General features: G+C 71.0%; 14 protein-coding genes. 8 read left to right on the forward strand and 6 right to left on the reverse strand.

Annotation, left to right across the window (positions count from 1 at the left end; all coding sequences use genetic code 11):
* The first annotated feature begins 61 nt into the window (after positions 1–61).
* On the forward strand, positions 62–11,419 hold the full coding sequence (locus Cco03nite_RS36240) for a hypothetical protein (RefSeq protein WP_203698539.1): 11,358 nt from the start codon (positions 62–64) through the stop codon (positions 11,417–11,419).
* 20 nt (positions 11,420–11,439) lie between these two features.
* Here Cco03nite_RS36240 and Cco03nite_RS36245 read toward each other — a convergent pair whose 3' ends face one another.
* Positions 11,440–12,477, reverse strand: coding sequence for a hypothetical protein (locus tag Cco03nite_RS36245; protein ID WP_203698540.1), 1,038 nt, complete (start codon positions 12,475–12,477; stop codon positions 11,440–11,442).
* A 497-nt stretch (positions 12,478–12,974) separates the two neighbouring features.
* Here Cco03nite_RS36245 and Cco03nite_RS36250 point away from each other — a divergent pair, with 497 nt between their 5' ends.
* From Cco03nite_RS36250 to Cco03nite_RS36270, 5 genes are all read left to right on the forward strand, one after another.
* A complete protein-coding gene (locus Cco03nite_RS36250; RefSeq protein WP_203698541.1) occupies positions 12,975–13,826 on the forward strand; it encodes an alpha/beta fold hydrolase in 852 nt (283 codons plus the stop codon).
* Between the two features lie 179 nt (positions 13,827–14,005).
* Positions 14,006–15,022, forward strand: a complete 1,017-nt coding sequence (locus tag Cco03nite_RS36255) for an aldo/keto reductase (protein ID WP_203698542.1) — start codon at positions 14,006–14,008, stop codon at positions 15,020–15,022.
* 215 nt (positions 15,023–15,237) lie between these two features.
* On the forward strand, positions 15,238–17,151 hold the full coding sequence (locus Cco03nite_RS36260; protein WP_203698543.1) for a sensor domain-containing diguanylate cyclase: 1,914 nt from the start codon (positions 15,238–15,240) through the stop codon (positions 17,149–17,151).
* A gap of 188 nt (positions 17,152–17,339) precedes the next feature.
* Entirely contained in the window at positions 17,340–17,873 is a 534-nt protein-coding gene (locus Cco03nite_RS36265) for a monooxygenase family protein (RefSeq protein WP_203698544.1), read from the forward strand.
* 71 nt (positions 17,874–17,944) lie between these two features.
* Complete coding sequence (locus Cco03nite_RS36270; protein ID WP_203698545.1) at positions 17,945–18,754, forward strand: hypothetical protein; 810 nt, start codon at positions 17,945–17,947, stop codon at positions 18,752–18,754.
* 45 nt (positions 18,755–18,799) lie between these two features.
* Here the strand turns inward: Cco03nite_RS36270 and Cco03nite_RS36275 are convergent, their stop codons facing one another.
* Complete coding sequence (locus Cco03nite_RS36275) at positions 18,800–19,846, reverse strand: aldo/keto reductase (RefSeq protein WP_203698546.1); 1,047 nt, start codon at positions 19,844–19,846, stop codon at positions 18,800–18,802.
* 205 nt (positions 19,847–20,051) lie between these two features.
* Here Cco03nite_RS36275 and Cco03nite_RS36280 point away from each other — a divergent pair, with 205 nt between their 5' ends.
* Positions 20,052–20,690, forward strand: a complete 639-nt coding sequence (locus tag Cco03nite_RS36280) for a SigE family RNA polymerase sigma factor (RefSeq protein WP_239167945.1) — start codon at positions 20,052–20,054, stop codon at positions 20,688–20,690.
* Here Cco03nite_RS36280 and Cco03nite_RS36285 read toward each other — a convergent pair.
* The 3 genes from Cco03nite_RS36285 to Cco03nite_RS36295 form a co-directional block, all read right to left on the reverse strand.
* Entirely contained in the window at positions 20,675–21,136 is a 462-nt protein-coding gene (locus tag Cco03nite_RS36285; protein ID WP_203698547.1) for a DUF3237 domain-containing protein, read from the reverse strand. The genes Cco03nite_RS36280 and Cco03nite_RS36285 overlap by 16 nt on opposite strands.
* Before the next feature lie 109 nt (positions 21,137–21,245).
* Complete coding sequence (locus Cco03nite_RS36290) at positions 21,246–21,965, reverse strand: SDR family NAD(P)-dependent oxidoreductase (RefSeq protein WP_203698548.1); 720 nt, start codon at positions 21,963–21,965, stop codon at positions 21,246–21,248.
* 89 nt (positions 21,966–22,054) lie between these two features.
* Positions 22,055–22,627 (reverse strand): TetR/AcrR family transcriptional regulator, encoded by a 573-nt coding sequence (locus tag Cco03nite_RS36295; protein WP_203698549.1) that lies wholly within the window; start codon positions 22,625–22,627, stop codon positions 22,055–22,057.
* 152 nt (positions 22,628–22,779) lie between these two features.
* On the opposite strand from Cco03nite_RS36295, the gene Cco03nite_RS36300 reads away from it, so the two are divergent.
* The gene (locus Cco03nite_RS36300) at positions 22,780–24,315 is read left to right on the forward strand and encodes an MFS transporter (RefSeq protein WP_239167946.1); all 1,536 of its coding nucleotides are present in this window, start codon (positions 22,780–22,782) and stop codon (positions 24,313–24,315) included.
* A gap of 171 nt (positions 24,316–24,486) precedes the next feature.
* Here the strand turns inward: Cco03nite_RS36300 and Cco03nite_RS36305 are convergent, their stop codons facing one another.
* A complete protein-coding gene (locus Cco03nite_RS36305; protein ID WP_203698550.1) occupies positions 24,487–25,668 on the reverse strand; it encodes an FAD-dependent monooxygenase in 1,182 nt (393 codons plus the stop codon).
* Positions 25,669–25,728 lie beyond the last annotated feature (60 nt).

Genomic DNA, 25,728 nt, shown 5'->3' on the forward strand with positions numbered 1-25,728 from the left:
CAGGGGGCACGGCCCGGATGTCGGTGACCGTGCGATGGGGTCGATCCCTGGGCAGATGTTCGTGGGCGCGTTGACGGAGTTCTCGGCTGAGCAGCTGGCCGATCAGATCCTGACCGGCCGGGCGATGCAGTCCGATCATCCGTGGGCGGCGGCGACGGCGGGTGCGGTCGACGGCCTGGTCGAGGGCGGTGTCGACAAGCTCGGGGGTTGGATCCGGGGCCGGCGTAACGGGGTGTCGGCGGGTTTGGACGGCGACGTCGGGAACATCGACATCCCGTCGTGGGCTCCGAAAACCGGCGGCGCCGGCGGTGACGGCGACGCGGGCGGGGGCGGGCCCCGGTTCTTCGGGGTGGGGCTGTGGCGGGGCGATTTCGAGTTCGACGGCAGATTCGGCGCGGGTGGTGTGTTCGAGGGGCTGGTGAGGTTCACGGGTTTGGGCCTGCGTGGTGACGGGTCGGCGGTGTCGGGTTCGTTTTCGGGTTCGGGGACGTTGGTGGGCACGTTCGTCGGCGGGTTCGCCAAGGCCGATCTGCGGGTCGATGAGCGTGGTGTGGTGGTGGGGCATGTGCGTGGCAGCGGTGAGCTGGACGCGCTGTTCAACCTTTCGGGCACGTTCACGCCGCTGGGTAAGGGTGTCGCGCCGGCGGTGCCGGGTGCGCCGGTGTCGGTGGATGCGGGTGGGGTGCGGGGTGGGGCGGTCACGTCGTCGGCCAACGCCTCGCCCGCCCACGGCGGCGGTGCTGGCAGGGCCGGCGCGAACGCGGGGGCGTCGGTGACGCCGCAGGCCAGAGTGCTCACCGGGCCGGAAGTCAACGACGCGGACACGGTCGCCAGGCCGATGCCGGTCGGTGTTCCCGGCGCAGTCCCGGCACCCGATCAGGTCGCGGTCGTGACCACCGCGACGTCACCGTCCGATCATGTCGCAGTCGTGACCGCCGTGACGTCACCGCTCGAGTCCATGGCGGGCGACCCGCGGTCCGGCCCAGAACCGGGCGGCGAGCCGGTCGACGCGCTGCCCGGTGACGACGGCCCGGACGGCACGTGGCCCGATCGGATGGCGGGGGTCGCCGATACGCTCACCGGCCCGACCGAGCACACCAGCGCGTTTGACGACCGCTCCGACCTTGACGACCGCAGCGACAGCACCATGCCGGTGACTCCAGCCCTGACGATCGGGAGTTCCGCGCCCAGCACCACCTCGCTGCCGCTGCCCCCCGACATCCAGCCGCCCGGGGGCAGGCCGCAACCGGCCGATGCGAAACCCATCCTGGCCGCACTGCTCGGCGAGGGCGCAAAGCCAGACGCCGACGCCAAGGTGCGCTCCTGGATGCACGACATCGAACCCGGCCGGTTCAGCACGGAGGTGTACACCGTCCTGACGGAGACGCCGGGTGCCGTGCCCGGCCCGTCGACCCACACCGCCACCGCCGCGGCCATCGCCGACGGCTCGCGGCACGGTCCGGCAGCATCGGGCGCACCCGCGACCGGCGCCAGGCCGGCGCATGCCGAACGCAGCGACGCGCTGCGGCGGTCGGCGGTGATGCGAGCGGCCGCTGCCGCCATGGCGGTCGCGACCGCTCCCCACGCCGACCAGCCGCAGGTCGTGCGCTTCCGTCGCATTCTCACCGACCCGGCGTCTGCGACCGTCGAGGACCTCGCCTATCTTGCGTCCGTGTACGGCCTCACGCGGCGGATCGATTCCGGCGAAAGCCTTCCCGAGCCCGTGCGGAGCAGCCTGGAAAGGCTCGGTCTTCCGGAGGGCAACCAGCTCGACGCCGCGCTGCTGTGGCTGGCGGATGAACTGGTGCACGGACGGGTGCCCCTCGGCGGCGACGCGAGGTTCACCGAGGCGCTGACGGTCGCCCAGCGGGCGATCGAGGACCGCGCCGACCCCCTCGGAGCCCTGCGGGAAGCCGGACTGCTGCCGGCCGAAGGCGACGGCTTCTTCACCGTGCCCGACGAGACCGCGTCGCCGCCGGCGGTGTTGACGATCCTGCTCCAGGAACGGGCGCAGCTGATGGTCGCGGCCGCCGACGCGGTGGGCCAGGTCTGGCAGTGGTGGTTCGAACCGCGGCACCAGGAGATGCTGCACAGTATCGACGGCATGCGCCGCTCGCTCGCCCTGGCGCCGGTCGGGACGACCGGGCAGGAGCCGGGGGGAAAGGACGGGCAGACGCCGGTCGGACCGCGGGAGACTCTGGATCTCATCCTCAGGACGACCCGCGACCGGCTCCTCGAAGCGAGCCCTGCTCAGCTCGACGAGCTGAAGCAGGGGGTCGAGCGGCTCGCCCACGGCTTCTTCGTCTGGCGGCACGTCCTCAACGACCAGGCCGGGCGTACCGGGGACCTGGCGAAGCTGTTCCCGACCCCGCCGGACCGTCCCGCCGCGTACCAGGCGCTCGCCGGGCGCGTGCAGCGGCTGCACGAACTGCTGACCAGGCTGCCGACCGACGAGCGCGATGCCCGGACCGAGCGCACGTCCCCCCTGGGGATCAAGTGGACCCGGGACGGCGCCCGCCGGCAGCTGGTCCACGCGGCCGGCCGGGCCGAGGCCGCCCTGTTCGCCGCCGACTCGGCCATGCCGCCGATGCCCTGGGTCGAGCCGACAGCCGACCGAGGACGCGAGGTCGAAGAGGCGACGCAGGCGCTGGAGCAGCTGGTGTCGCAGCTGGAACAGGTGGTCGAGGCCCGCCCGGTTCCGGTGACGGAACTTCCGCCGCCGCCCGATGGCTGGGAGCCCCAGGAGCGGTTCGCCCCGCCGGTGTGGCTGGTGCCGGACGACGGCGGCCGGTCCACCCTCGGCGCCACGGATCTGCCTCGTGACTTCAGCGAGGAGATGATCACCGAAGTCAGGCGCGCGATCCTCGAGGCGTTTGCGCACGTCGAGAATCCGGAGCTGGTCCGGTCCGCCGTCGATGACATGGTGCACCGGCAGGCCCTGCTCAACGACGCGTATGACCTGATCAACGACGAGTGGACCTTCCGCATCCTGGGCTACGACGTCGCGGTCAGCCTCTTCCTCAATCCGCGCGAAGGCACCTGGAGACAGGCGTCGGATGCTGCCGAGATCCGCGGGAAGGAGACGACCAGCCAGTCCGGCAGGCACGGTCACAGCCGCGGACACATGCAGTTCTTCGACTCGAACTCGAATCTGACCTGGTACCTGCAGCATGCGAAGGCACTGGTGGAGAAGGGCTTCACCTGGAACGAGGCCTTCGCGGGGCTCGCCACGATCGTGTGGCACGAGCACGAGGAGAGCAGCACCCTCAACGCGGCGCACAGCTCCGAACGGACGATCAAGGGCTCGTCCTACGTCTCCTACCTGTTCGCTTTCGACCCGGTGGTGGCGGTGAAGGTGACCGGGAAGAAGAAGGACGAGTACACGAACAGCCTGATGAACGTGGTGCGTGACGGAGTCAAGATCTTCGTGTCGCGGGAGACGGCACGGCCGCTGGACGATGCCGCGAGGAGCGTCTCCGGCGCGGTGCATCCGGGCGAGGACGCGCCCTCAAAGGTGGGGGACCGGGCGCGGGTCAGGCTGCCGAGAGACTCGGCGGCACAGGCGTTCACCAAGACCGCGCAACTACGCAGGATTGTCGAACATCACGTCGCGGATCTGGCGCCGCCGGGCGGGGCCCGGCACAGGCGACTGCTGGCAGGTCTGAAGCATCGGCGGGTGGTCGCCGGCGTGTACGCGGCCGAGGCGAGGGGTTACGAGATCATCTTTGGTGACATCGATGGGCAGGCTCCGGAGAGTGTCACGATCCACTTCGCGCCGGCGAACCCGCGGCTGGTCATCGAAAGCGACGACAAGACATGGATGGACATCGACGACCAGACGATGGTCCACTACGGCTCCGAGCAGCTTGCCGCCGACGGCTTCGACCTCCCACCCGGCCTCTTTCTGCAGGCCTTCGGCTTCGTCCTGCTGCCTGTGGTCGGCCAGAAGCTGCCGTCTGTCGGGAAGCTGGAGCCGTACTTCTTCCTCTGGCCGACGCTGGACGCGGTCCGGGTCCGGTCCGGCCCGAGCCTGGACGTATCCGATCTGTCCGGTGTCCGCTTCACGGGGGAGCGGACCGCCGTCGCCAAGCTGGACGTCTACGTCATGCTGGGCCGGTCTGACCGGCCCGGCCTGTCCCGCCCGGAAGTGCTGTCCAATGCCCTGTACCAGCGAGTGCTGCGGGAGGACGCGAAGGAGTGGGCCATACTGCCGGCGTTGCCGGGCGACGTCGACTCGACGAAGTTCACGCTGCACGTGCCTGACATCAAGAGCCTCACCCCGGTCACGCGTATCTCGGACCTGACCTTCGACCCGCTGACCGAGGCCGGCCCCGCCGCGCTCGGTCCGCGCCCGCAGCCGCTGGTCGATGCCGCGCTGGAGCTGATCCGTGCGTACTACCCCGGTGTCGTCACGAACCCCGACGGCTCCGCGACCCACTACGCCCACGGCTTCTGGAGCCACGTCGACGACGCGCGCATGGCGGTGGAGAACACGCGCAGGGTGCGCGACGAACTCAACGAGGACAGCGCGGCGAGCCTGATCCGGCGCGCCCAGGGGGAGACCGGGTACTCCTTCACGCTGAGCCGCAAGGGCGTCACCGGCCGCTGGGGCGACACGATCGTGGTGCGGGTCAGGGCCCAGCGCGGCCGGCTGCACGACGGCCGGGTCGTCTTCGAGCATCCCGTCTACAAGCGACACCAGCCGTTCTCGGAGATGGACGCGAACAAGACCAGCAACCGGGACCTCATCACCACCGCGATCCGGGACTTCGGTGTCTGGGCGGGTGCGCAGCCGATGCTGGCACTGTCGCACGTGCACACCAGACATCTGAAGTCGTTGCAGCTCCGTCCCATCCTCCAGTTCAAGTACGGCAGCGCCCCGCAGGCCAGCAGCGGTCTGGCCACCTGGGCCATGCACGGGATCAGCCTCGACGACGAGGCCCAGTTCCGCGGGCCGGTGGTGTTCACCCTGCAGATCGAGGGGCTGGGAAGGCAGGCGATGCCCACCGGCGTGCCCCGGCTCGACGACCTGGAGCAGGGGATACCGCTGGCCGAACCGGCGGAGCGGGCGCCGTTCCCGCCCGCGCTGCCGAGCGTGCACCACGCCGCGCCGGTGACAGGCACGTACACCATGCTGATGCCGTCCGACATGACGACCAGGGAGGTCGTGGCCGACGGGGCGAGCACGTCACGGCCCTATTCACTGGACGTGCCCGCGATCAGGGACGCCGGCGTGACCTCGCTGAACGGGCCCGACGGCAGGCCGCGGCACTACCGTCCGACCCAGGCCAGGCCGCTTCCCCCGGAGGCGCCGCTCTTCCTGAACTCCGACACCCTCGTCCGCGACGTCCTGCAGGCCCTGGCCGACCTCGGCCACCGGCGCATTCCCGCCGACACCCGGGTGGTCCTGGAGCGGGTGCTCGCCGGTGGACTCGACGAATGGCTGCCCACGCTGTCCAGGGGCGAACCCGATGACAACCCGGTCTACCGGGAGATCTTCGACGGCGCGATCACGGAGGCCGAGGGCGCCTCGCGCCGGCACGTGGTGGCCACCATCGGGATGCGCCTGGTGTTCGAGGAGGACGACGGCTTCACGCTGATCGGCCTGCCGATCTCCTACGGCGGCTACAGCGACATGGGAGTCGAAGCGGTCACCGCGCACGGCGGGCAGACCACGCTGGGCCTCTGGGGCGGATTCCGGCCCCGCTTCCCCATCAAGATCGAGAAGGACATACCCGGGGTCCACGTCGACCACTACAGCTATCAGCCGCAGCTGGCACAGCGGCGCGAGAAGTCGGCCACCGTCGAGGCGGAAAGCTCCGGCAGCACCGGCCTGTCCCAACTGAACATCACCCGGCTGGCGCTGACCAGGATCAAGGTCTGCGTCGAGGTGTCCATCGCGACCCGCGTCGAGCAGAACGTCGTCGGCAAGGCCGCCGGCACGGTGCTGCCCGCCGGCGGCGTCATGCAGCGGGCCGTCCGGGGAGTGCTGGGCCGGATCGGCTCCTGGGGCGACAGCATCGCGGATCTGATCCTGCCGGGCAGCGCAGCCGGTGGCTTCCGCACCGTGTCCTCGCCCGCCGAGGGGGTCACGGCCTTCGACGCGCTGGACGCGACCGAGCTCGGACTGATGCCGCCCGAGCTGGAGCTGCACTACGACCGCACGATCGAGTACGTGCTGCCGCCCACGCTGCGGCACGGGCTCGGAGCGGGCCGAGTGGTGCGACCCCCGGACCTGAGCCGGTTCGTCTCCCAGGTCGTCGCTTCGGTCGAGCAGTCCTACGGCAGGCACGTGGCCCACGCGGTGCGACAGGAGATCTACAAGCTGGGCGGCCGCTCCGCCGGCGGCGCGCTGCTCAACTCGCTGCTCGGCAGCGGTGTCCCGATCACCGTGCCGGTCGCGTCCTACCTGAGGGCGTGGCGTGTCCCCGTGCTGCCGGCCGCCCGGACCATCAAGATCGAGGTGTACGCCTCGCCGGCCCGCGCCGAGTACAAGGGCGTGGCGGCGAGTCTGCACCGGCTCGGCATCCGCGAGGCCGGCGCCTCCGCCTTGCGGCAGGGCGACATCCGTGACCGGCGTTTGATCTTCGACTACGGACGGGGCTGGTTCGCCACCATGCCCAAGACCATCAACAGCTTTCTGCTGAACCTCCACGGCGATCTGCGGGGCATCACCAAACGCGCGATGACGCACGCCACGCAGCAGGAGCGCAGCCGCGGTCTGGTCGTCGAAACCGGCCGCTCCGGCGAAGCCCTGCGACAGTGGGCGCTCGACAACGGCGTCCCGCTCGACTCGCAGCACGACATCGGCACCGCCGGGGCCGCGACGTTCGACGTCGTGCTGGACCTGCACGCCGAGGTGCGGGTCGAGACGGCGCCGACGGCGGTCGTCGACGCGGTCACCCAAGGCGCACTGCAGACCGGCCGCCGGTGGCGGGTCGGCCGAGACGGCACGGACATCGACGGCAGGCCGATCGCCGCGCACGCCGATTTCGAGGTGACCACCCGGCTCAAGTACGACCCGCGGGAGCTGCAGCCGATGGTGAGCGGACTGACGACCCTCCCCCCGGCGCCGGCACCGGACTCGACGCCCCGCCAGGTGCCGGGGATCTGGGAACTGCAGGACGGGCAGGACCTCAACGACATGCGGGCAGGCCTCGACATGAGGGGCGGCCTGCTCGCCGAGGCGTCAGGCGGCCTCATCACCGACCTGCGACTCATCAAGGACGATGTGACCTACCTCGCCGTGCCGCGACCCGTGACCGTATCGCCGGGGGAGTTGGGAGGGGTCGCGGGGATGATCGAGTACGTCGCACAGAGTGTGGCCGCCACGTGGGATAACAACTTCTGGAACGCACCGCCCGGTTCGTCGTGGTTCCACCCGAAGGGGCTCATCGAGGACCAGATCTCCGTCATCGTCAGCGAGGCGTTCCTGAGCGGTCGCATCACCGACCTGCTCACCACCGGGATCAAGCAGACCATCCAGTATCCGGTCGAGCGCTTCTACTTCGCCCGCCTCGCCTACCTGGAGCTGCTCGCCGATCCCATCAGCGTCGTCGAGAAGCCGACCGTCGACGACGTGATGAGCAAGGACATGACTGCGAGCGCCTTCACCGCCGGCCACTCGACGACCAGTTCTGCCGGGTTCGCGAGTATGCCCTGGGCCGCCCCGGACTTCGCGCTGCCCGAGTACGAGAACTACGACGGGCCGGGATCGGCGTCCGCCGGGGTGCTCCAGGGGTTCGACCTCATCGGCCGGCACGACGACGGAGCCGCCAACAGGCAGAAGAACTCCGCCGGCGGGGGCAGCAAGACCACCGGTGGGTCGTACACCACCCTCGTGTTCACCGTGCGCTGGTTGGTGGCGATCAGGCCGCAGAATCCCGGGGGAGGAGCGGTCAACCCCTACAGCGGGCGGCCTTCGCTGTACACCCACCTTCCCGAGAGCACCATCGAGCTCTCGGTGCCGAACCACCTCAAACACCTCGTCCTGCAGGCCCCCCAGCGAAACCTGAGCGCGCCGACCCCCGTCGTGGTCGCGAACAGCCGCCTGCGGATCCCGCCGCCGGAGCCGACCGACGACGGCGCCGTGGCCCCGCAGCCGCGCGACACCGACAGCGTCGTGCCGGCGACGCTCACCGGGCCGCTCGACCCCCAGCCGGTCGCGACCGTGGTCTCGTACGGCCCGACGGCGGTGTTCAGGCGGCTGATGCGGTTCGTGGGAAGCGATGCGTCCGGGTGGGCGGTGACGCCTGCGTCCGGGCTGTACCGGATCGCGGATCGGCGCCTGCATGAACGGCATCCGTGGCTGCTGCGGGCGAATCCGGGGCACAGTCGCGGCGGAGAGTTCATCACCAACTGTGTGCTCGCGGCGATCGCGGGGGACATGACCCTGCGCGAATGGGGGCAACCAGACTTCGGCGGATATCAGGTGCCGCCGTCGAAGCAAGCGCCCGTGCTGGACCTGGTGCGCTACGCCAAGGACGTGTTCGCGGATTCGCCCGGGTTCATCGAGGTCAGTGGAGGATGGCCGGCGGTTCGTGACGCCGTGGCGAAGGCCCCGGGCAGTCTCGGGATCGTGGGCTTCGGCCGCGCCCCCGCGCGCGGGGGCTCCGCCGGGCACCAGCCGCCCGGCTGGCACGTGGTGAACGTGTTCCATGAGGAAGACACGGCGGTGTTCGTGGACGTGCAGGCGGGGGACGCGGCGGTCCTGCCGGACGCGCACGCGCCGGTGTTCTTCCTGCCGCTGACCCCGCTGCAGCTGGCGCGTGGCTACGCCGAGCTGGGGACGGTCCTGCCGGAGCGAGTGCTGGCGAGCCTGCTCGCGGGCGTACGCCAGCGCCAGGGTGCGCACGCTGACCGGCCGCCGGCAGGGCAGCCCTCCGTGCTCACGCGGAGCCGTTTCAGCCGGCTGTTCACCGGGCGTGCCGGTGACAACCGGACGGGTTCCGCAGCCGCCGGATCCGCTCAGCCGGCGCCAGGGCCGTCGCAGCTGCCTTCGCCCGCCGCCGTCCCGCCCCGGAGCGCCGCCTCGGGGGTGGACCCATCGACGGGGCCAGCCGTGCCACTACACCCGGTTGCCGCAACCGTCGTCTTCGACCTGCGAGAAGGCGCCGTGGAAGACCGGCAGCACCGGGCGGCGGCGGATCTTTTCGCGGATGAGCTGGCGCGGGAGGTGTACTCCGCGGCGAGGCGGGCGGAGGCGGACCGGCGTCTGATCGTCGTGATCGGCAGATCCGTGGGATTGGCGGGAACGGCTGAGGCCGATCAGGTGGTCGCGGATCTGGTCCGTGCGGTGGAAGCCAGGTTGCTCACCTACGGTCTGCCGCCCGACGAAGTCCGGTACATCGAGGAGGAGGACGGCACGCTCGCCTCGGGCCGAGTTCGTGCCCACGCCGGATTCCGCCCCGTCATCAGGGACGTGGGTGGAGGCGGGATCCCGTACCGGCGCCTGGAACTGGCTTCCCTCGAGATTCCCGGCGACGCGGCGCTGAGCTACGTCGAGTCGGCGATCCGCGCCGATAAGCGCTTTGCCTTCGACTACCAGTCGGAGGTGCCGGTCAGTGGGCATCGCAGAGTCAGTTCCTTCGACTTCCGGTCGGAGGAGTCGGACGGCGGGAGTCGCAGAGCCGGTAGCGGCGATGACAGGTCCGTCCCCGAATGGGTTGCCGCGGGCCCGCCGATGCGCTCGGAGTCGAATGGCGTCACTGCGGTGCTGGCACGGCTGCATGAGTACGCCTCCGGCTTTGCCGGGGGAGCGGCGGCGAAGTCGGAGCGGGTATGGCTGCCGGATCTGCTGGCCGCGTTCGCCGCCGCGCCGGCAGGGGCCCGGGGAATAGTGGTCTTGCGCGGGACCGGCCGTGGCGTCGGCGCCGTGCTCAACGTCCTACCTGACCGAGATGGGCCCCGACTCGTCGATCCCCGACGGAATGCGCTGGTGGAACCGGTGGACGTCCAGGTGCCGGCGTTGTTCGTCTCGACCGGCGAGCCGGTCGTCGTGGTGCGACCGTACCAACCGGCCGCGGCCAGGTTGGAGCGGTATCTCGCGCGGTGGAATGAGGTATCCCGGCTCAGCCTCCTGCAACGCAGGTCCAATGAGCTGAGAGCTGTCGACGTCGCGGTGAGGGCCTATCGCGAGGTTGTGTCCAGCCGTGAGCCGGACGGACTGCTGGTCGACAACGCGACGGAGACAAGGCTTGCCGACCTCAGGGACGCGATCGGCGCGTGGACCAACTCCAAGATCGTCGAGCGGACCGACTTCGGGTTCAGCGAATGGGACAACGACTCCGAGCCCAGCGAATGGGACCAACCGGCGAGCAAGCGTGCCAACGCTGTGCAGGACCTCGGTGTGGCTGTCGACAGTGCGTACGCTGAGCTGCTACGTGAACGACGTCCGAGCCAGGCGCGACCGCTTCCGGTGGAGAGCTACTACCGGCGGTCAGCGGAGGTGGCCCTGGCGGAGAACGACCTCGCGGACATCAGGGCCGTCAGTGATCCGATGGTTCAGGTCATCGACCCCTCGACGGGTGAGGCCGTCGAAGGGGACGAACCAGTGCCGCTGCTGGCGAATGCCGTGACGGCGGCGTACCGCGGATTCTCCGCGAGGCGCGGGCGGGCGGGAGAGGTCCTGGGCGTCTTGACGCTTCCCGAGGGCACGTTCATGCGTGACGGCAGGTCGTACACGGAGGCCGATCGGGAACTGTTCATCGACGAGTTGCTGGACATGAGCATGCGTCACCCACACCTGTTGATCATGCCTGGAGCGATGGTGTGGACGGGAACGGGGCCCAGCGGGCAGGTCGTCCTCAACATCACGGCGACCGCGTTCCTCAACGGGCGAGTGGTACATGAGCTGCACCTGCCCGTGCTCACTCCCACGTCGCACGTCGATCGGATCCGCTCGAGTGTCTTCTCGGTCGGCAAGCACCAGTTCAAGCTGGCGGTCTCACCAACCCTCGTCAGGTACGCGGTGAACTTCTACGCCGCTGCCGTCTCGGGCTACGGGCCGGGCGAGCGGCTGGCTGAGTTTGCGCACCCGAGAGCGGAGGCTCGGCCGCTGCCCCGTTGGCGGTTCCAGGAAAGCGGCCACACCGCGCCGCGCGACGAAGTGCTGCGGCCGCACGACGACATGTCGGCTCCGTCCCTGCGCGGCGATGCGCGGGCTCCGTCCGACGACCGGAGTTGGCGGACTCCTTCCATCACTTTTGGCGCTTCGAGCCACGAGAGGGCGGGTTCGCGCGGCGCGGCCTCCGGGTCGGAGGGGGGCCGGAGTCGGAGAACCGGTTCCCACTCCTTCATTGATCCCATTGCAGAGGAGGAGGAGTCGGACGGCGAGGTTTCCGCGCCGGATGAGTGGGAGCGAAGTTGGCGGACTCCTGACATCGTCGTCATCCCACCCGATTCGCCCGATGAAAGCTAGGCCGAGCCCACCGTGCCCGGTCAGGCGCTCGCCGCGGCCGGGTGTACGGGTGTGGCGGCCGGTGCGGCGCGCCGTTCGCGTGCCACGAGCAGCAGCGCGGCGCCGGCGACCCAAGCCGCGAGCGTGAGCAGCGGCAGGGCGGCTCCGGCACCGTGGAAGTAGCTCAGGTCGGTGATGGCGCGCACGGCCGCACCCGGGGGCAGCAGCGCGGAGACGGCACGGGCGGCCGCCGGCAGCAGGTCGGCGCCGATGGTCGCCCCGCTGGTCGCGTTGCCGACGGTGAGCAGCAGCAGCGTGGCGACCGGCACCCCGACCGGCCCGAGGTAGGCGCCGAGCAGTTTCGTGGTGAACGCGGCCGCGGCGGCGAGCAGGCTCAGCGTGACGGCCAGCGCCGCCAGGGGAGCGGGCACGGCGTCGAGCACCGGACCGGCCAGCACCGCGGCGACCGTACCGGCGGCCGCGGAGAAGCCGCCCAGCAGCGCGAACCGCTGCCACAGCCCCAGCTGCCGGGACAGGCCGAGGGCGTTCTGGGCGAGCACGAACCCGGCCAGGCTCACTCCGAAGGCGACGTAGAAGCCGGCCAGGCCGTTGGTGTCGTACCGGGCGAGCGGCACCTGGTCGATGACCGTGAGGTCCCGGCCCGCTCCGGCGGCGTAGGCGTCGACGAGCCGGTGTACGGCGCTGGTGGTGGAGCGGCCGTTGGCTCCTGCGGTGTGCAGCGTCAGGGCGGTGCCGCTGCCGTCGAGTGTGGCCACGACGTCGTTGCCGGTGAGCGCGGCCCGCGCGGCGCCGGTGTCGGCCACGCGGTGGACCTCGATGCTCTCCCCGAGGGCGGTCTCGACCTCGGCCGCGAGGCCGCCGACCACGGCCACCGGGATGCGGTGCGGCTGGGGGTCGCGGGCCAGGCCGACGTAGCAGGTGATGAACGCGGCGACCAGGGTCAGCCCGATGAGGACCGGCTGGAGCCAGGAGCGCACCGCCGCCCGGGGGCGCGCGTGCCGACCACCGCGCGCCGGCGCTGGCTGCTGCGCGGTCTCGTGCGGGTCGTGGTTCGCCATGATGGTCCGAACCCCGGATCGACGCCCTCGAATTCCGGGCGCACCGGGGACATGACGTGGATCACCGGCCGGTCCGGGGCCCGCTGTTGAACCGCCGGCGCCGGACGCACGTATCTACTGATGCGGTGGCCGGATGCACATCGAGCCGGCGCTGTGGGGATGCCGTCGAGGAGTTGGCGGGCGGCATTCCGCATCCGGACTCGGCCTGCACCGGATGAGAACAGGAACAGGTCCGTATGGTCCCCCCATACGGACCGCGCGGCATGCACCCACCAGGGGTTGAGGTGGCGGAGTGCGGCCGTGGCACGAGGCCTGGCGGCGTGCTCCCCGAGCGCTGCCAGGCCTCGTGCGTATCCGGAGGTCCTCGCCCGGCCGCACGGAGGTTGTGTCGGGCGTCATAGAACGATCGTTCTCTGCAAGGTGGACGCCGGGCCTGCGGTCGGTCTATGGTCAATGCCAGACAGAACGTTCTGTCTACTTACCTCACGGGAGCCCACATGAATCCGCGCCGCTTTCCCCGCTTCGTCGCCCTGACGGCCGCCGCCGGTATCGCCGCCGCCGCCATCACCGCTCTGGTCGGCGGTAACGCCGCCACCGCCGCCGGGCCGGACGCCACCGCCGGTAGGGAAGAGCCCAAGCCGACGGTGGTGCTGGTCCACGGCGCGTTCGCCGACGCCACCGGCAGCTGGAGCCAGGTCGCCAAGCGCCTGCAGGACCGCGGCTACCGCGTCGTCGCACCGGCCAACCCGCTGCGCGGCCTGCCGACCGACAGCGCGTACCTCTCCAGCGTCCTCGACAGCATCGACGGCCCCATCGTGCTCGCCGGCCACTCCTACGGCGGAGCCGTCATCACCAACGCCGCCGCCGGCAACCCCGCCGTCAAGGCGCTGGTCTACGTCGCCGCGTTCGCCCCGGACAAGGGCGAGACCCTCGGCGCGCTGAGCGAGAAGTTCCCCGGCAGCCAGATCCAGACCGCGCTTCGGCCCGTGCCGTACCAGCTCCCGGACGGCACCGGCGGCGCCGACCTCTACCTGCAGCCCGACAAGCTCCGCGAGGTGTTCGCCCCGGACGTGCCCGAGCGCACGGCGGACCTGATGGCCGCCGCCCAGCGCCCCCTGAGCGCCTCCGCGTTCGCCGACACCACCGCCGACGCCGCGTGGCGCACCATCCCGTCCTGGTTCCTCGTCGCCACCCAGGACAAGGTCATCCCGGCCGACCTGCAGCGCTTCGAGGCGGTGCGCGCCGACGCCCGCGGCACGACCGAGGTCCGCTCCTCGCACGTCCCCATGATCAGCAACCCGGACGCCACCACCGACCTCATCGTCAAGGCCGCCCGCGCTGCCGGCTGATCCTGGCTGAGGCTTGAGCGGCAACTATGTGTACGAATCATAAAAATTAGGGGCAAGGCCACCGACCATCTGATAGCGTGTGCCATCAGATGGTCGGTGGCGGGGGCGGCAACGGCGGCGTCCCCGCCACCGACCCCGGATGGCAGGGCCCACCTGGAAGCCGTCAAAGGACGAAGATCATGAAACTGCACGAGATCCTGCCCGGCCGTATCGGCTTCGGCACCGCGCCCATGGGCAACATGTTCCGGGCCGTCCCCGACGACGAGGTCGCCGCGACGCTGAACGCCGCCTGGGACCAGGGTGTGCGCTTCTACGACACCGCGCCGCTGTACGGAGCGGGCCTGGCCGAGATCCGGCTCGGCGAGCTGCTCTCGCACAAGCCGCGCGACGAGTACGTGCTGTCCACCAAGGTCGGCCGCGTCATCCTGGACGAGCTCGAACCCGCCACCCGCGGTCTCGGCGCGCAGGCGGAGGGCAGCCTGTTCGCGCACGGCCTGCCGAACAAGGTCGTCCACGAGTGGACGGCCGAGGCCACCGAGCGGTCCATCGAGGGCAGCCTGAAGCGGCTGGGCGTCGACCGGCTCGACCTCGTCTGGGTGCACGACATCGCGCAGGACTTCTACGGCGACGAGTGGCTGAGCAAGTTCGAGCAGGCCCGCACCGGCGCCTTCCGCGTCCTGTCCCGGCTGCGCGACGAGGGCGTCATCAAGGGATGGGGTCTGGGCGTCAACCGCACCGAGCCGATCGAGTTGGCGCTGGCACTGGACGAGCCGCAGCCCGACGGGTTCCTGCTCGCCGGACGGTACACGCTGCTGGACCACGACCACGCCCTGCAGCGGCTGCTGCCGATGGCGCAGGAACAGGGCGTCGGCATGGTCGTGGGCGGCCCCTACAGCTCCGGCATCCTGGCCGGTGGCAAGCACTTCGAGTACCAGGACGCGCCGCCGGAGATCGTCGAGAAGGTCCGCCGCATCAAGGAGATCTGCGAACGTCACGGCGTGAGCACCAAGGCCGCCGCGGTGCAGTTCTCCCTCGCCCACCCGGCGTCGGCCGCCGTCATCCCCGGCGCGACCAAGCCCAGCCGCATCGCCGAAGACCTCGCCGCCCTCGACGAGCGCGTCCCGGACGCGTTCTGGCATGAGCTTCGCGACAACCAACTGGTCAGCGCCCAGGCGCCCCTGCCCGGCGGCGCGTGAGCCGCCCGGCGGGCCACATGCGGGCCGGGGACGGGTGCCACCGTCCCCGGCCCGCACCGGTTTCCGGGCCGGGATGAGCGTCGTGGCTTGCCGGATCCGGCCCGGCCCGTAACGTGGGAAGCGGACACACGCGGCCACTGGCACCGGCGATGCGACGGCCCACCGGCAGGCGCCGGCCCGAGGCCGCATTCGGCAGGTCGAGGCGGGGGTGACGGATGAGCGCGTCCGCGAACACCCGGCGGCGGCCGGCAGATCCCGCACTCTGGACCCTCGTCGTGGCGGCGGTGCTGCTGGTGAGCCTGGTCACCGCGGGGTTCATGACCGGCGCCGCCGTCGAGATCGTGGAAGCCCTCACCTGGCTGCTGTTCGCCTGGCTGTGCCGGCAGGTGATCAGGTCGCCGGGAGCCGATCCGGACGTGCGGGCCTTCTGGCGCACCCTGGGCCTGGCCGGGCTGCTGTTCATACCCGCCGAGCTGCTCACGATCGTCTCCTATGCGGGCGGCGAGGCCGGCCGGTGGCTGTTCCTGGCCGCGATGCTGTTCATCGTCGCCAGCGTCACCGCGCTGGGCTGGGCGATGATCGCGTTCCCGCTGCGGGCCCCCCGCTCGGAGCGGCTGCGGCTCAGCCTGGACGTGGCCACCGTGATGTGCGCGCTCGTGATGCTGGTGTGGATCCTGTGGCTGCCGGCGGGAAGCCCGCGCGCGGACCCGCCGCAGTTCGTCGTCACCCTGCTGGCCAGCGCCACCGCGCTGGTCGGCCTCACCGCCGGCGTGAAGCTCCTGCTGAGCGGCTTCGCGCCGTTCACCATGGCGGCGGGCCTGCCCCTGGCCGCCGCGGCGATCGTCGGCTCGTGGTCGCTGTTCAACCTGTTCAACCTCAGCTCCGAGGACGCGCGGTTCGTCTCCGGTGCGCAGGTCACCACGGCGTTCCTGTACGCGATAGCCGCACGGGTGCAACTGCTCCGGATGGGCGGGCGGCCGAGCGGTCTCACCGCCCACAAGCGGCGCAGCTACAGCCGCCTGCCCTACCTGGCCATCGTCTCGGCCAACATCATGCTGCTGGCCGTGCTCTGGCACGAGGGCTTCACCGCCCGCGGCTGGGGCATGGTCATCGGTTCCGCCGTGATCACCGGGTTGGTGATCTGGCGGCAGCATCTGGCGTTCGCCGACAACGCCCTGCTCACCGAGCGGATCAAAGCCGGTATGCGGGACATGAACCAGCAGAAGCGACGCTTCCGCTCCCTGGTGCAGCACGCCTCGGACCTGACGCTGCTGGTCGACCGCGACCGTGCGGTCCGCTACGCCAGCCCGGCGCTGATCCCGCTGCTCGGCGTCGACCCCCGCCAGGCGGTGGGCCGGCAGCTCCAGGAGGTGCTGCGCGCCGACGACCCGGCTGCCGCCGAGCGGCTGACGGCAGAGGCGACCAGCCACCGCGACGGTGCCCGGATGCAGCTGCCGGCGCACCATACCGACGGGACCCAGCGCTGGCTGGAGGCCTTGGCGACCAACCGCCTGGCCGACGACAGCGTCTCCGGCTTCATCATCAACATCCGGGACGTCACCGAGGCCAGGGTCCTGGAGGACGAGCTGCGCCACGAGGCCACCCACGACCGCCTCACCGGACTGCTGAACCGCAGCCTGCTGGAGGACTTCGCCCGCAACCGTGCCGCCGTCCCGCAGGGGGCCGGGCGCGGCGTGCTGATGCTCGACCTCGACGGCTTCAAGGCGGTCAACGACACCCTCGGCCACCAGGTCGGCGACGCCCTGCTGGTCACCGTCGCGGAGCGGCTGCGCGGCAGCGTCCGGCCCACCGACATCGTGGGCCGGCTGGGCGGAGACGAGTTCGTGGTCCTGCTGACCGACACCGCCGAGAGGTGCGCGGTGGCCGCCGCCGAACGGATCCTCACCGCCCTCGCCGAGCCGGTAATGATCGACGGTCACCGGGTGTCGCCCCAGGCCAGCATCGGCGTCGCGATCGGCGCCGACGATCAGCTCGACGTGCTGCTGCACGCGGCGGACACGGCCATGTACGAAGCCAAGCGCGATCCGGCCGGCGGCCACGTGCGCGTCGCCGGCAACCACGCGGGGTATCACGCCGCCGCCTCGGGGAGCGCGGCCGAGCCGGCCTGACCGCGCGAGCCCGGCGGTTCGAGGTCTCCCACCCGCTTGCCGAATCGGGTCCGACAGGAATTTTCGGTGCTTAGCATGAAACAAAGGCCGGGCCGCGTGCCCACCTCCAAGACACGGTCGGACCGGTCTGCGAACACGATCTCCGGCGCCCGGGGTCCGGCAACCGCCGCCAACCCAGGAGCGATGCCATGCCGACCCGTGTCAACCGACGGACCGTCGACCTCTCCGGCTATCCCGACCTCGTCGTCGTCTACCTCGGCATGAAGGTCAACCGCCTGTTCGGGCTGCGTACGCTGTTCGGGTTCGGCCCGAAGATCTCCGACTCGATCACCGCTCGACCCGACGGCCTGCTGTCGAACGAGTACCTGGTCTACTCGATGTTCCCGATGAACGTGGGCATGCGCCAGTACTGGCGGGATCTGCCGTCGCTGCTGGAGTGGACCCGCTCCCGGCCGCACCGGGACTGGTGGATCAGCTTCCTGCGCGACAGCGGCGGCACCGGGTTCTGGCACGAGACCTACCTGATGAAGGGCGGCATGGAGGCGGTCTACAACGACGTCCCGCAGCCGATCGGGTTCATGCGCTTCGCGCCGGTCCGATCCGCCCGCGGCCCGATGTTCGGCTCCGCGGCGCGACTGGGCCGGGCCGAGGACGACGCCACGGTCCTCACCGAGGACGACCTGTACGGATCCCGGCAGCACACAGGCGCCTCCGGCGCCTGACCCGCGGCGGCGTTGAACCGATCCCGGCGCCTGCTCGTATCAAGGGTCGTCCCGGCGATGAGGAGGACCCCTTGACCGAACGGTACGAGTTCGAGCCCGTCCGGACGGCCGAGCTGCTCCGCGCGGGTGTCGAGGTCCCGCCGGTGATAGACCTGACCGGCCCGCCCTCGGCGCTGACCGAGGCGGCGACCGACGCGGTGGACGAGGCGGCCAGGGCCGCGCTGGCCGAGCTGCCCGGTGCGGTCGCCCTGTGGCGCGCATGGCGCACCGGTGCAGAACCGGACGCGACCAGGGTGCTGCTGGCCGAGGTGGACCTGCCCAGGGCCGAACTGCCCCGAGTCGCCGCTCGGATCACCGCGGCGGTGGGTGGAGATGCGGCCGGTCCGCTCGTCGAGCTGCTCGTGGCGGGTGTCGAGCCCTCCGCGTACCAGTGGCAGATCCGGCGGGGTGCGGCGCTGCTGTGGGCTGCCGAGGTCCATGGGCCGGTGCTGATCGCCCGAGCGTTCGACGTCGTGGATCCCGTGACCGGTCCCGGCTTCGATCCCGGCCACGAGCGGCTGGCCGGCACCGAGCGCGACGCCGTGCTGCGATACCTGGAGGACGCGCCGGTGCTGCTGTCCTCCACCGAGCGGATGGCCGACGTGGTCGACCCGGTGCGCGGCGAGGTCGTCCCGCTCGACCAGCGCACCGACGGCGCGTGGGTATGGACCGACTGCGCCCGCTACTACCTGGCCCGACACGGGCTGGCACCGGACCCGGAGTTCCTGGCGGCCATCCGTGCCCGCGACTACACACTGCCCGTGGTCACGGCGATCGGAAGGCACCGCGCACTGGCCGAACTGTTCCGCCCGGTGGAGGCAGCGCCGGCCTGGTCGATCTGACCTGCGGCCCGCGCCGCCTGACTGTGCGCTGCCGTTCGAACCGGGTCATCGGGCTGGACGGTGCCAGGCCAGGTCCGCTTCGCTGAAGCGGGAGGACACGAGGTTCGCCTGGTGCCAGTGCGGATAGATGAGGTCCGGCGCGCTGGCCTTGTCCAAGCGGTCGACGTCCTCCGTGCTCAGTCGCACATGGACGGCTCCGAGGTTGTCAGCGAGCTGTTCGTCCTTGCGGGCGCCGATGACCAGCGACGTCACCGCCGGCTTGGTGAGGAGGTAGGCGAGGGCGATCTGGGCCGGTGAGCCGCCGTGCGCCGAGGCGATGTCCACGAGGATGTCGATCGTGTCGTAGAGCCTGCCTTCGTCGCGCACCGGGGGCTCCGACCATTCGGTCAGGTGCCGGCCGTCGGCCGGCTGCTGGTCGCGCCGGTACTTGCCGGACAGTAGGCCGCCGGCCAGCGGGCTCCACACCAGGACGCCGAGGCCCTGATCGAGCGAGGCGGGGATGAGCTCGTACTCGGCGTCCCTGGACTCCAGCGAGTAGTAGATCTGGTTGCTGACGAATCGCTGGTAGCCGTGCCTGTCCGCGACGCACTGGGCCTTCATGAGCTGCCAGCCGGTGAAGTTGGAGACGCCCAGGTATCTGACCTTGCCCGAGACCACCAGGGAGTCCAGCGTCTGCATGGTCTCTTCCAGCGGTGTCAGGCCGTCCCACTGGTGCACGTGGTACACGTCGAGATGATCGGTGCCCAGCCGGCGCAGGCTGTCCTCGGCCTGCTGGAGGATGTGGTGCCGGGACAGGCCCTCGTCGTTGGGACCCTCGCCCATGCGCAGGCGCACCTTCGAGGAGATCAGCACCCGGTCGCGCCGCCCGGCGAGAGCCTGGCCCAGGATCTCCTCGGACGCGCCGGCGGAGTACATGTTCGCGGTGTCGATCAGGTTCACCCCGGCGTCGAGGCACATGTCGATCTGCCGCTTGGCCCCTGCCACGTCGGTGTGCCCGACGTTGCCGAAGACGTCTCTGCCCCCGAAGGTCATGGCGCCCAGCGACAGCGCTGACACCCGAAGCCCGGAGCGGCCCAGTTGGCGGTAGTCCATCCTCGTCCTCCAGTCTGCCGAGCTCGCTAGGGATCTACGCAAACACCAACAAATGGTCTCACATCTTGCTATCGCCGGCGGAGCTCCTGCTCGTAGAGAACGCTCGTTCTGCGTGGGTGTCACCCTGCGTGAGGGGGAGGTAGGCTTTTCCTGGAAAGAACGTTCTATCTAGCTGCTCGGACCGGTCAGAGGAGAGGACAACGGCGTGGCTGAAGGTTTGCCGGCCATCTGCAACGGATTGATGACGTCACGCCTGGGCGTCGCCGACCCCACAACCCCCAGGGGGTATGCCCGTGAACCGAGGTCTGCGCTGGAGGACGAGTTCCACCAGTTCGTGGCCGAGCGTTCGCCCGGTTTGCTGCGCACCGCGTATCTGCTGACCGGCAACTGGGCGACGGCGGAGGATCTGCTGCAGACCGCCTTCACCAAGACCTACCTGGCCTGGAAACGCCTCGGTGGCATCGAGGCCGTCGAACCGTATGTCAGGCGGGTGCTCGTCACCACGGCCACCAGCTGGTGGCGGCGGCGCTGGCGTGGGGAGCTGCCCACCGAGTTCCTGCCGGAACGTGCCGCGCCGGACAGGTTCGACGAGCGAATCGATCGTGACCTGCTCTGGGAACACGTCAAAGCCCTGCCGGCACGGCAGCGCGCCGTGCTGGTGCTGCGGTTCTACGAGGACATGTCCGAGGCGCAGACGGCCGCCTTGCTGCAGATCTCGCCCGGAACCGTGAAGAGCCAGTCCTCTCGCGCGCTGACCACCCTGCGGCAGCGGCTTGCCGAGGAGCCGCACGGTGCTCCCGACCGGGCTGAGTCTCGTCATCACGCTGCTCAGGTGACCCGGTAGACGGCGTACCGTACCCGATCGGCTTCGCGCATCCCGGACGCCACGAAGACGGCATCCTGCAGCGCCGCCAGCCGCGGGGCGGAGGTCTCCAGGCACAGCGCGATGCGGAAGTAGTAGTCGGCGGGATCGACGGACTCGCCGCGTTGCAGCGCTGCCAGGACCGCCGGGGGACCGGTGCGCACCCCCGAGGCGCGCACGTGGACGAATTCGCCGTCAGGGGTTCGTGCCGTGTACCGAATGTCCACCTCGACGGCTCCATCCGGGCGGACCAGTTGCCAGTCGGCGCCACCGGGCAGGATCTCCGCGTCGAACAGGCCCGACACCCGCCCGCCGATGATGGGAACCACGCGGCGATGGCCGGCCCGGGTGACGCCGTGGTCCTCCACCGGCCCCAGCAGAGCATTCACGTCGAAGGCCGGCTCGACCTGCGGCGTCGGCGGGTTCACCGCTGCCCCTGAGCGGCGTCGGCACGACACCGCAAGCCGGCCGCCTGCCTGCTGCCGAGAGTTGCCATCAACGCGCTCCTGGAGGTTCTGCCGAACGGGCGGTCGTCCGCTACTGGGCCAGGTAGCCGCCGTCGATGACCAGTTCGGTACCCGTGACGAAGCTCGACTCGTCGGAGGCCAGGTAGAGGCAGCCGTAAGCGACCTCCATCGGCCGGCCCGGCCGCTTCATCGGCGTCTGGTCGATGACGAGCCGGTTCAGGTCCGGCGCCTGGGCCTGGGTCAGCGGGGTGTCGATGAAGCCGGGGTGGACCGAGTTGACCCTGATCCCTTCGCCGACGTACGTCATCGCCGCGTTCTTGGTCATGTTGCGCACCGCGCCCTTCGCGGCGTGGTACGAGAAGGCTCCGGCGACCGCCGAGTTTCCCCAGATCGACGAGACGTTGACGATCGAGCCGGACTTGTTCTTCCGCATGACCCGGACCGCCTCGCGCATGCCGAGGAAGACGCCGGTCTGATCGACCGCCACCATCTTCTCCCAGTTCGCGACGTCCAGCTCGTCCAGCGGCTCGTACGCGATGATGCCGGCGTTGTTGATCAGCACGTCGAGGCGGCCGTGCTTCTTGACGACGTCACCGACCACGCTCGCCCACTGGTGCTCGCTGGTGACGTCTAGCTGCACCGACTCGACCCCGGTCGGGAAAGGCTCCGTCGGGGCGGTGATGTCGCCCGAGACGACGGTCGCACCCTCCTTGGCGAACAGCTCCACCACGGCGTGGCCGATGCCCTTGGAGCCGCCGGAGACCAGCGCGACCTTCCCCTGCAGCCTCATCGAGTGTGTCCTTCCCTCGCCGCATCCAGGCACAGACCACGTTAGTGCCGCTCAGGGCCGTGGGAGGCGAGAAACCGGCAGGTCCGCCGCTACGACTGGTCGCCGCCCGTGAAGCGCAGGCCGTCGAGCGCCACCGCCAGCACCTTCTCCCGCCGGCCGGGGTCGCCGCCGACTCCCGCGACCCCGCTGACCAGCCACATGACGTCGACGATGGTCACGTCGGGGCGCGCTGCGCCCGCCCGCTGGGCCCGTTCCAGCAGCGGGCTCCCCGCCGCGAACAGCTCGTCGCGGCAGGCCTGGAAGGTCGCCGAGTCGCGGTTCAGGCCGGTGATCAGCGCACGCTTGGCGCCGACGTAGTCGACGTAGCGGCGCAGCCACCTGGTCAGGCCCTCCCAAGGATCGAGGCTCGCGCCGTCGACCGCGGCCTGGGCGACCGCCTCCACCTCGGTGATGTAGACGTTCTCGATGAGCTGCTCGCGGGTGGGGAAGTTGCGGTAGAGGGTGGCGATGCCGACCCCGGCCCGGCGGGCGATCTCGTCCAGCGGCGCGTCCGCGCCCAGCTCGGTGAACGCCGTACGCGCCGCGGCCAGGATCGCGTCGAAGTTGCGTCCGGCGTCGGCGCGGTGCGGCCGGGGTGTCCGGAGCCGGGCCAGGTCGTTCACGGTGTCCTTCCTCTCGTCGCGTTTGCAACCGGAGACCAACTATCACTATAGTGATAGTCACCCTCCGGATATCTGGAGGACGACTCTCAGTCTACCCGCGGCCGGACGTGACGCCGATGAGCGCTCCCCGCCGCCAGATGAGGACACGCACCATGGCAACCTCCCCTGCCCGCTCCACCACCGTCACCTTCAGCCTGCTCGCGCTGGCCGCGATCTCCCTGTCGATGCTGCAGTCCCTGGTCAGCCCCGTGCTCCCGGTGATCCAGCACGACCTCGCCACCACCCAGTCCGCCGTCTCCTGGGTGCTGATCTCCTGGCTGCTGGCTGCCGCCGTCGCCACTCCCATCCTCGGCCGCCTCGGCGACCTGGCCGGCAAGCAGCACAGCCTCGTCATCGTGCTGATCGCGATCGCCGTCGGCAACGTCGTCGCCGCGCTCGCCCCGAACCTCGGCGTGCTCATCGCCGGCCGGGTCATCCAGGGCCTCGGCGGCGCCGTGTTCCCGCTCGCCTTCGGCATCCTGCGCGACGAGTTCGAGCCCCGCCGCGTGCCCTCCGCGATCGGCGCACTGTCCGGCGTGATCGCCGTGGGCAGCGGACTCGGCACCGTGCTGGCCGGCCCGATCACCGAGGCGCTCGGCTGGCGCTGGCTGTTCTGGATCCCCGCGATCGTCGTGACCGCCACCGCGATCCTGTGCCGCCTGTTCATCCCCGAATCGCCCGTACGCTCGGGCGGTCGCATCAACCTGACCGCGGCGGCGCTGCTGGCCACCTGGCTGCTCGCGCTGCTGCTGCCGGTCAGCCAGGGCCGGGTCTGGGGCTGGGCCGCCCCCGCGACCCTCGCACTGTTCGTGGTGGCCGCCGTGAGCTTCACGCTGTGGGTGCTCGTCGAGACCCGCACCGCCAACCCGCTGATCGACATGCGGATGATGCGCCAGCCGCTGATGCTGACCACCAACACCGTCGCCCTGCTGTTCGGCGGCGCGATGATCGCCGCATTCACCTTCCTGCCGCAGTTCCTGGAGACGCCGGCCAGCGCCGGATACGGCTTCGGCGCGTCGGTGACCACGGCCGGCCTGCTGATCCTGCCCATGCTCGTGGCCATGGCGGCCGGGGGCCTGGTCAGCGGCCCCATCCACCGCACCGTCGGGTTCAAGGCACAGCTCGTCACCGGCTCCGCGCTCATCTCCGTGGCCTGCGCCGGATTCGGGCTGCTCAACACCGCGCCGTGGCAGCTCGCCACCGGCGGCGCCGTGTTCGGGCTCGGGCTCGGCATCGCGTACGCGGCCCTGACCAGCCTCATCGTCCAGGGCGCCGACCCCGCCCAGACGGGCATCGCCACCGGCATGAACACCAACATCCGCACCATCGGCGGCTCCATCGGCATCGCCGTCGTCGCCGCGATCGTGACCTCGCACACCCAGCCCAGCGGCCTGCCCACCGCGGTCGGCTACACGACCGGGTTCCTGGTGCTGGCCGCCGTCGCCGCCGCCGCAGTAGTCGTCGCGCTCCTGGTCCCGGCCACCCGCCCGGCACCCCCGGCCGCCGGCCCCGGACAGCACACCGCCGAGGACCGCTTCCAGGAGTTCACCCTGCCCGCCCCGGTCCGTGAGGAGGACTCCCGCCCGGTCCCCGGCCTGGCGCTCGCCTCCGCGGCGCGCCCCGGCCGCCACCGCGCCCCGCGAAGCTGACACACCCGCTCCATGACCCGCACGGAGACGCGGCCGGGGGCAACCCCCACCCCAGCCGACCTGTCCTGGATCTAGATGACTTGTGGTCGTCAGGGCGACAACAAGTCATCTAGATCCAGGACTGGGACGCGCGAGCGGGGCGAGGCGGGTGGACACGGACCTGGTGCTGGGTCAGAGCGGGATCGGGGGCGCGTCCCAGTCGGCGTGGCGCGCCATCGATCGGAGGGCAACCCGGGACGGGGTCAGCCGCATCATCGTGTTGCGCAGGCCCACGGCGAGCGGGTTGGTCAGCTGCTGGCCGATTCGGCCGATCTGCGCGGCCGCGCGGGCCACCTGCTGCGACCGCGGGCGGCGCTGCCGGTCGTACTCGGCCAAGGCGGCCGGGATGTCGTCCTCAGGACCGCAGACCGCGGCGAGCACCACCGCGTCCTCGACGGCCTGGTTGGCGCCCTGCCCGAGGTTCGGGGTCATGGCGTGGGCGGCGTCGCCGAGCAGCGCGACGTCGCCGTGTACATAGGACGGCAGCGCGGTGGCGAGATGGCGCAGGTCGGTGCGGATCACCGCGGCCGGGTCGGTGGCGTCGAGCAGGTCGAGAACGGGTGCGTGCCAGCCGCCGAAGCGTGCCCGTACGGCCGCCATCTCGTCGTCGACGTGAAGCCCCGCGGGGGCGTTGACCGCGGCGAACCAGTAGACCCGGCCGTCGCCGAGCGGGACGGTGCCGAACTCGGCGCCCGGGCCCCAGCTGATCGCGGCGGCGCGTTCACCGGTCCAGGGTCCGGTGACGCCGAGCCAGGCCGTCGAGCCGGAGTGGACCGGTCCCGGGTGCTCGGGCCACAGTTGTGCGCGTACCTTGCTGTCGATGCCGTCCGCCGCCACGACGAGCGCAGCTCGCGCCGTGACCGTCCTGCCCTCGTGCCGGTAGACGACCTGTCGCCCGAAGCCGGTCGTCTCGTCGCGGTCCGGGTGCTCCGCAAGGCCCGTCACCTGCGCTCCGGTGACGATCGTCCCGGCGGGCAGCTCCGCCCGCAGGATCTCGTGCAGGGACGCCCGGTGGATGCCCAGCGCGGCCGTGCCCAGCAGCCGGGTCATCGCGTCGGCGTCGATGCGCGAGATCCAGCGGCCCGAGGAGGTACGCGTGCCGCCGGGCGCGTCGGCCCGTCCCGCGGCGCGGACGGCGTCGCCGACGCCGAGCGCGTCGAGCCCGCGCAGGCCGTTGGCCATCAGCGTCAGGCCCGCGCCGGCCTCGCCGAAACGCGCCGCGCGCTCCAGCACGGTGACGTGCCAGCCGCGCCGGCGCAGCCCGATGGCCGCGCACAGCCCGCCGATGCCCGCGCCGATGACGATCGCGTCCATGCCACTCCTCTTCTACAGCTGTAGAACAGGCATACTACAGGTGTAGAAAGCGAGGGTCCA

Source organism: Catellatospora coxensis (assembly GCF_016862635.1).
Taxonomy (GTDB): domain Bacteria; phylum Actinomycetota; class Actinomycetes; order Mycobacteriales; family Micromonosporaceae; genus Catellatospora; species Catellatospora coxensis.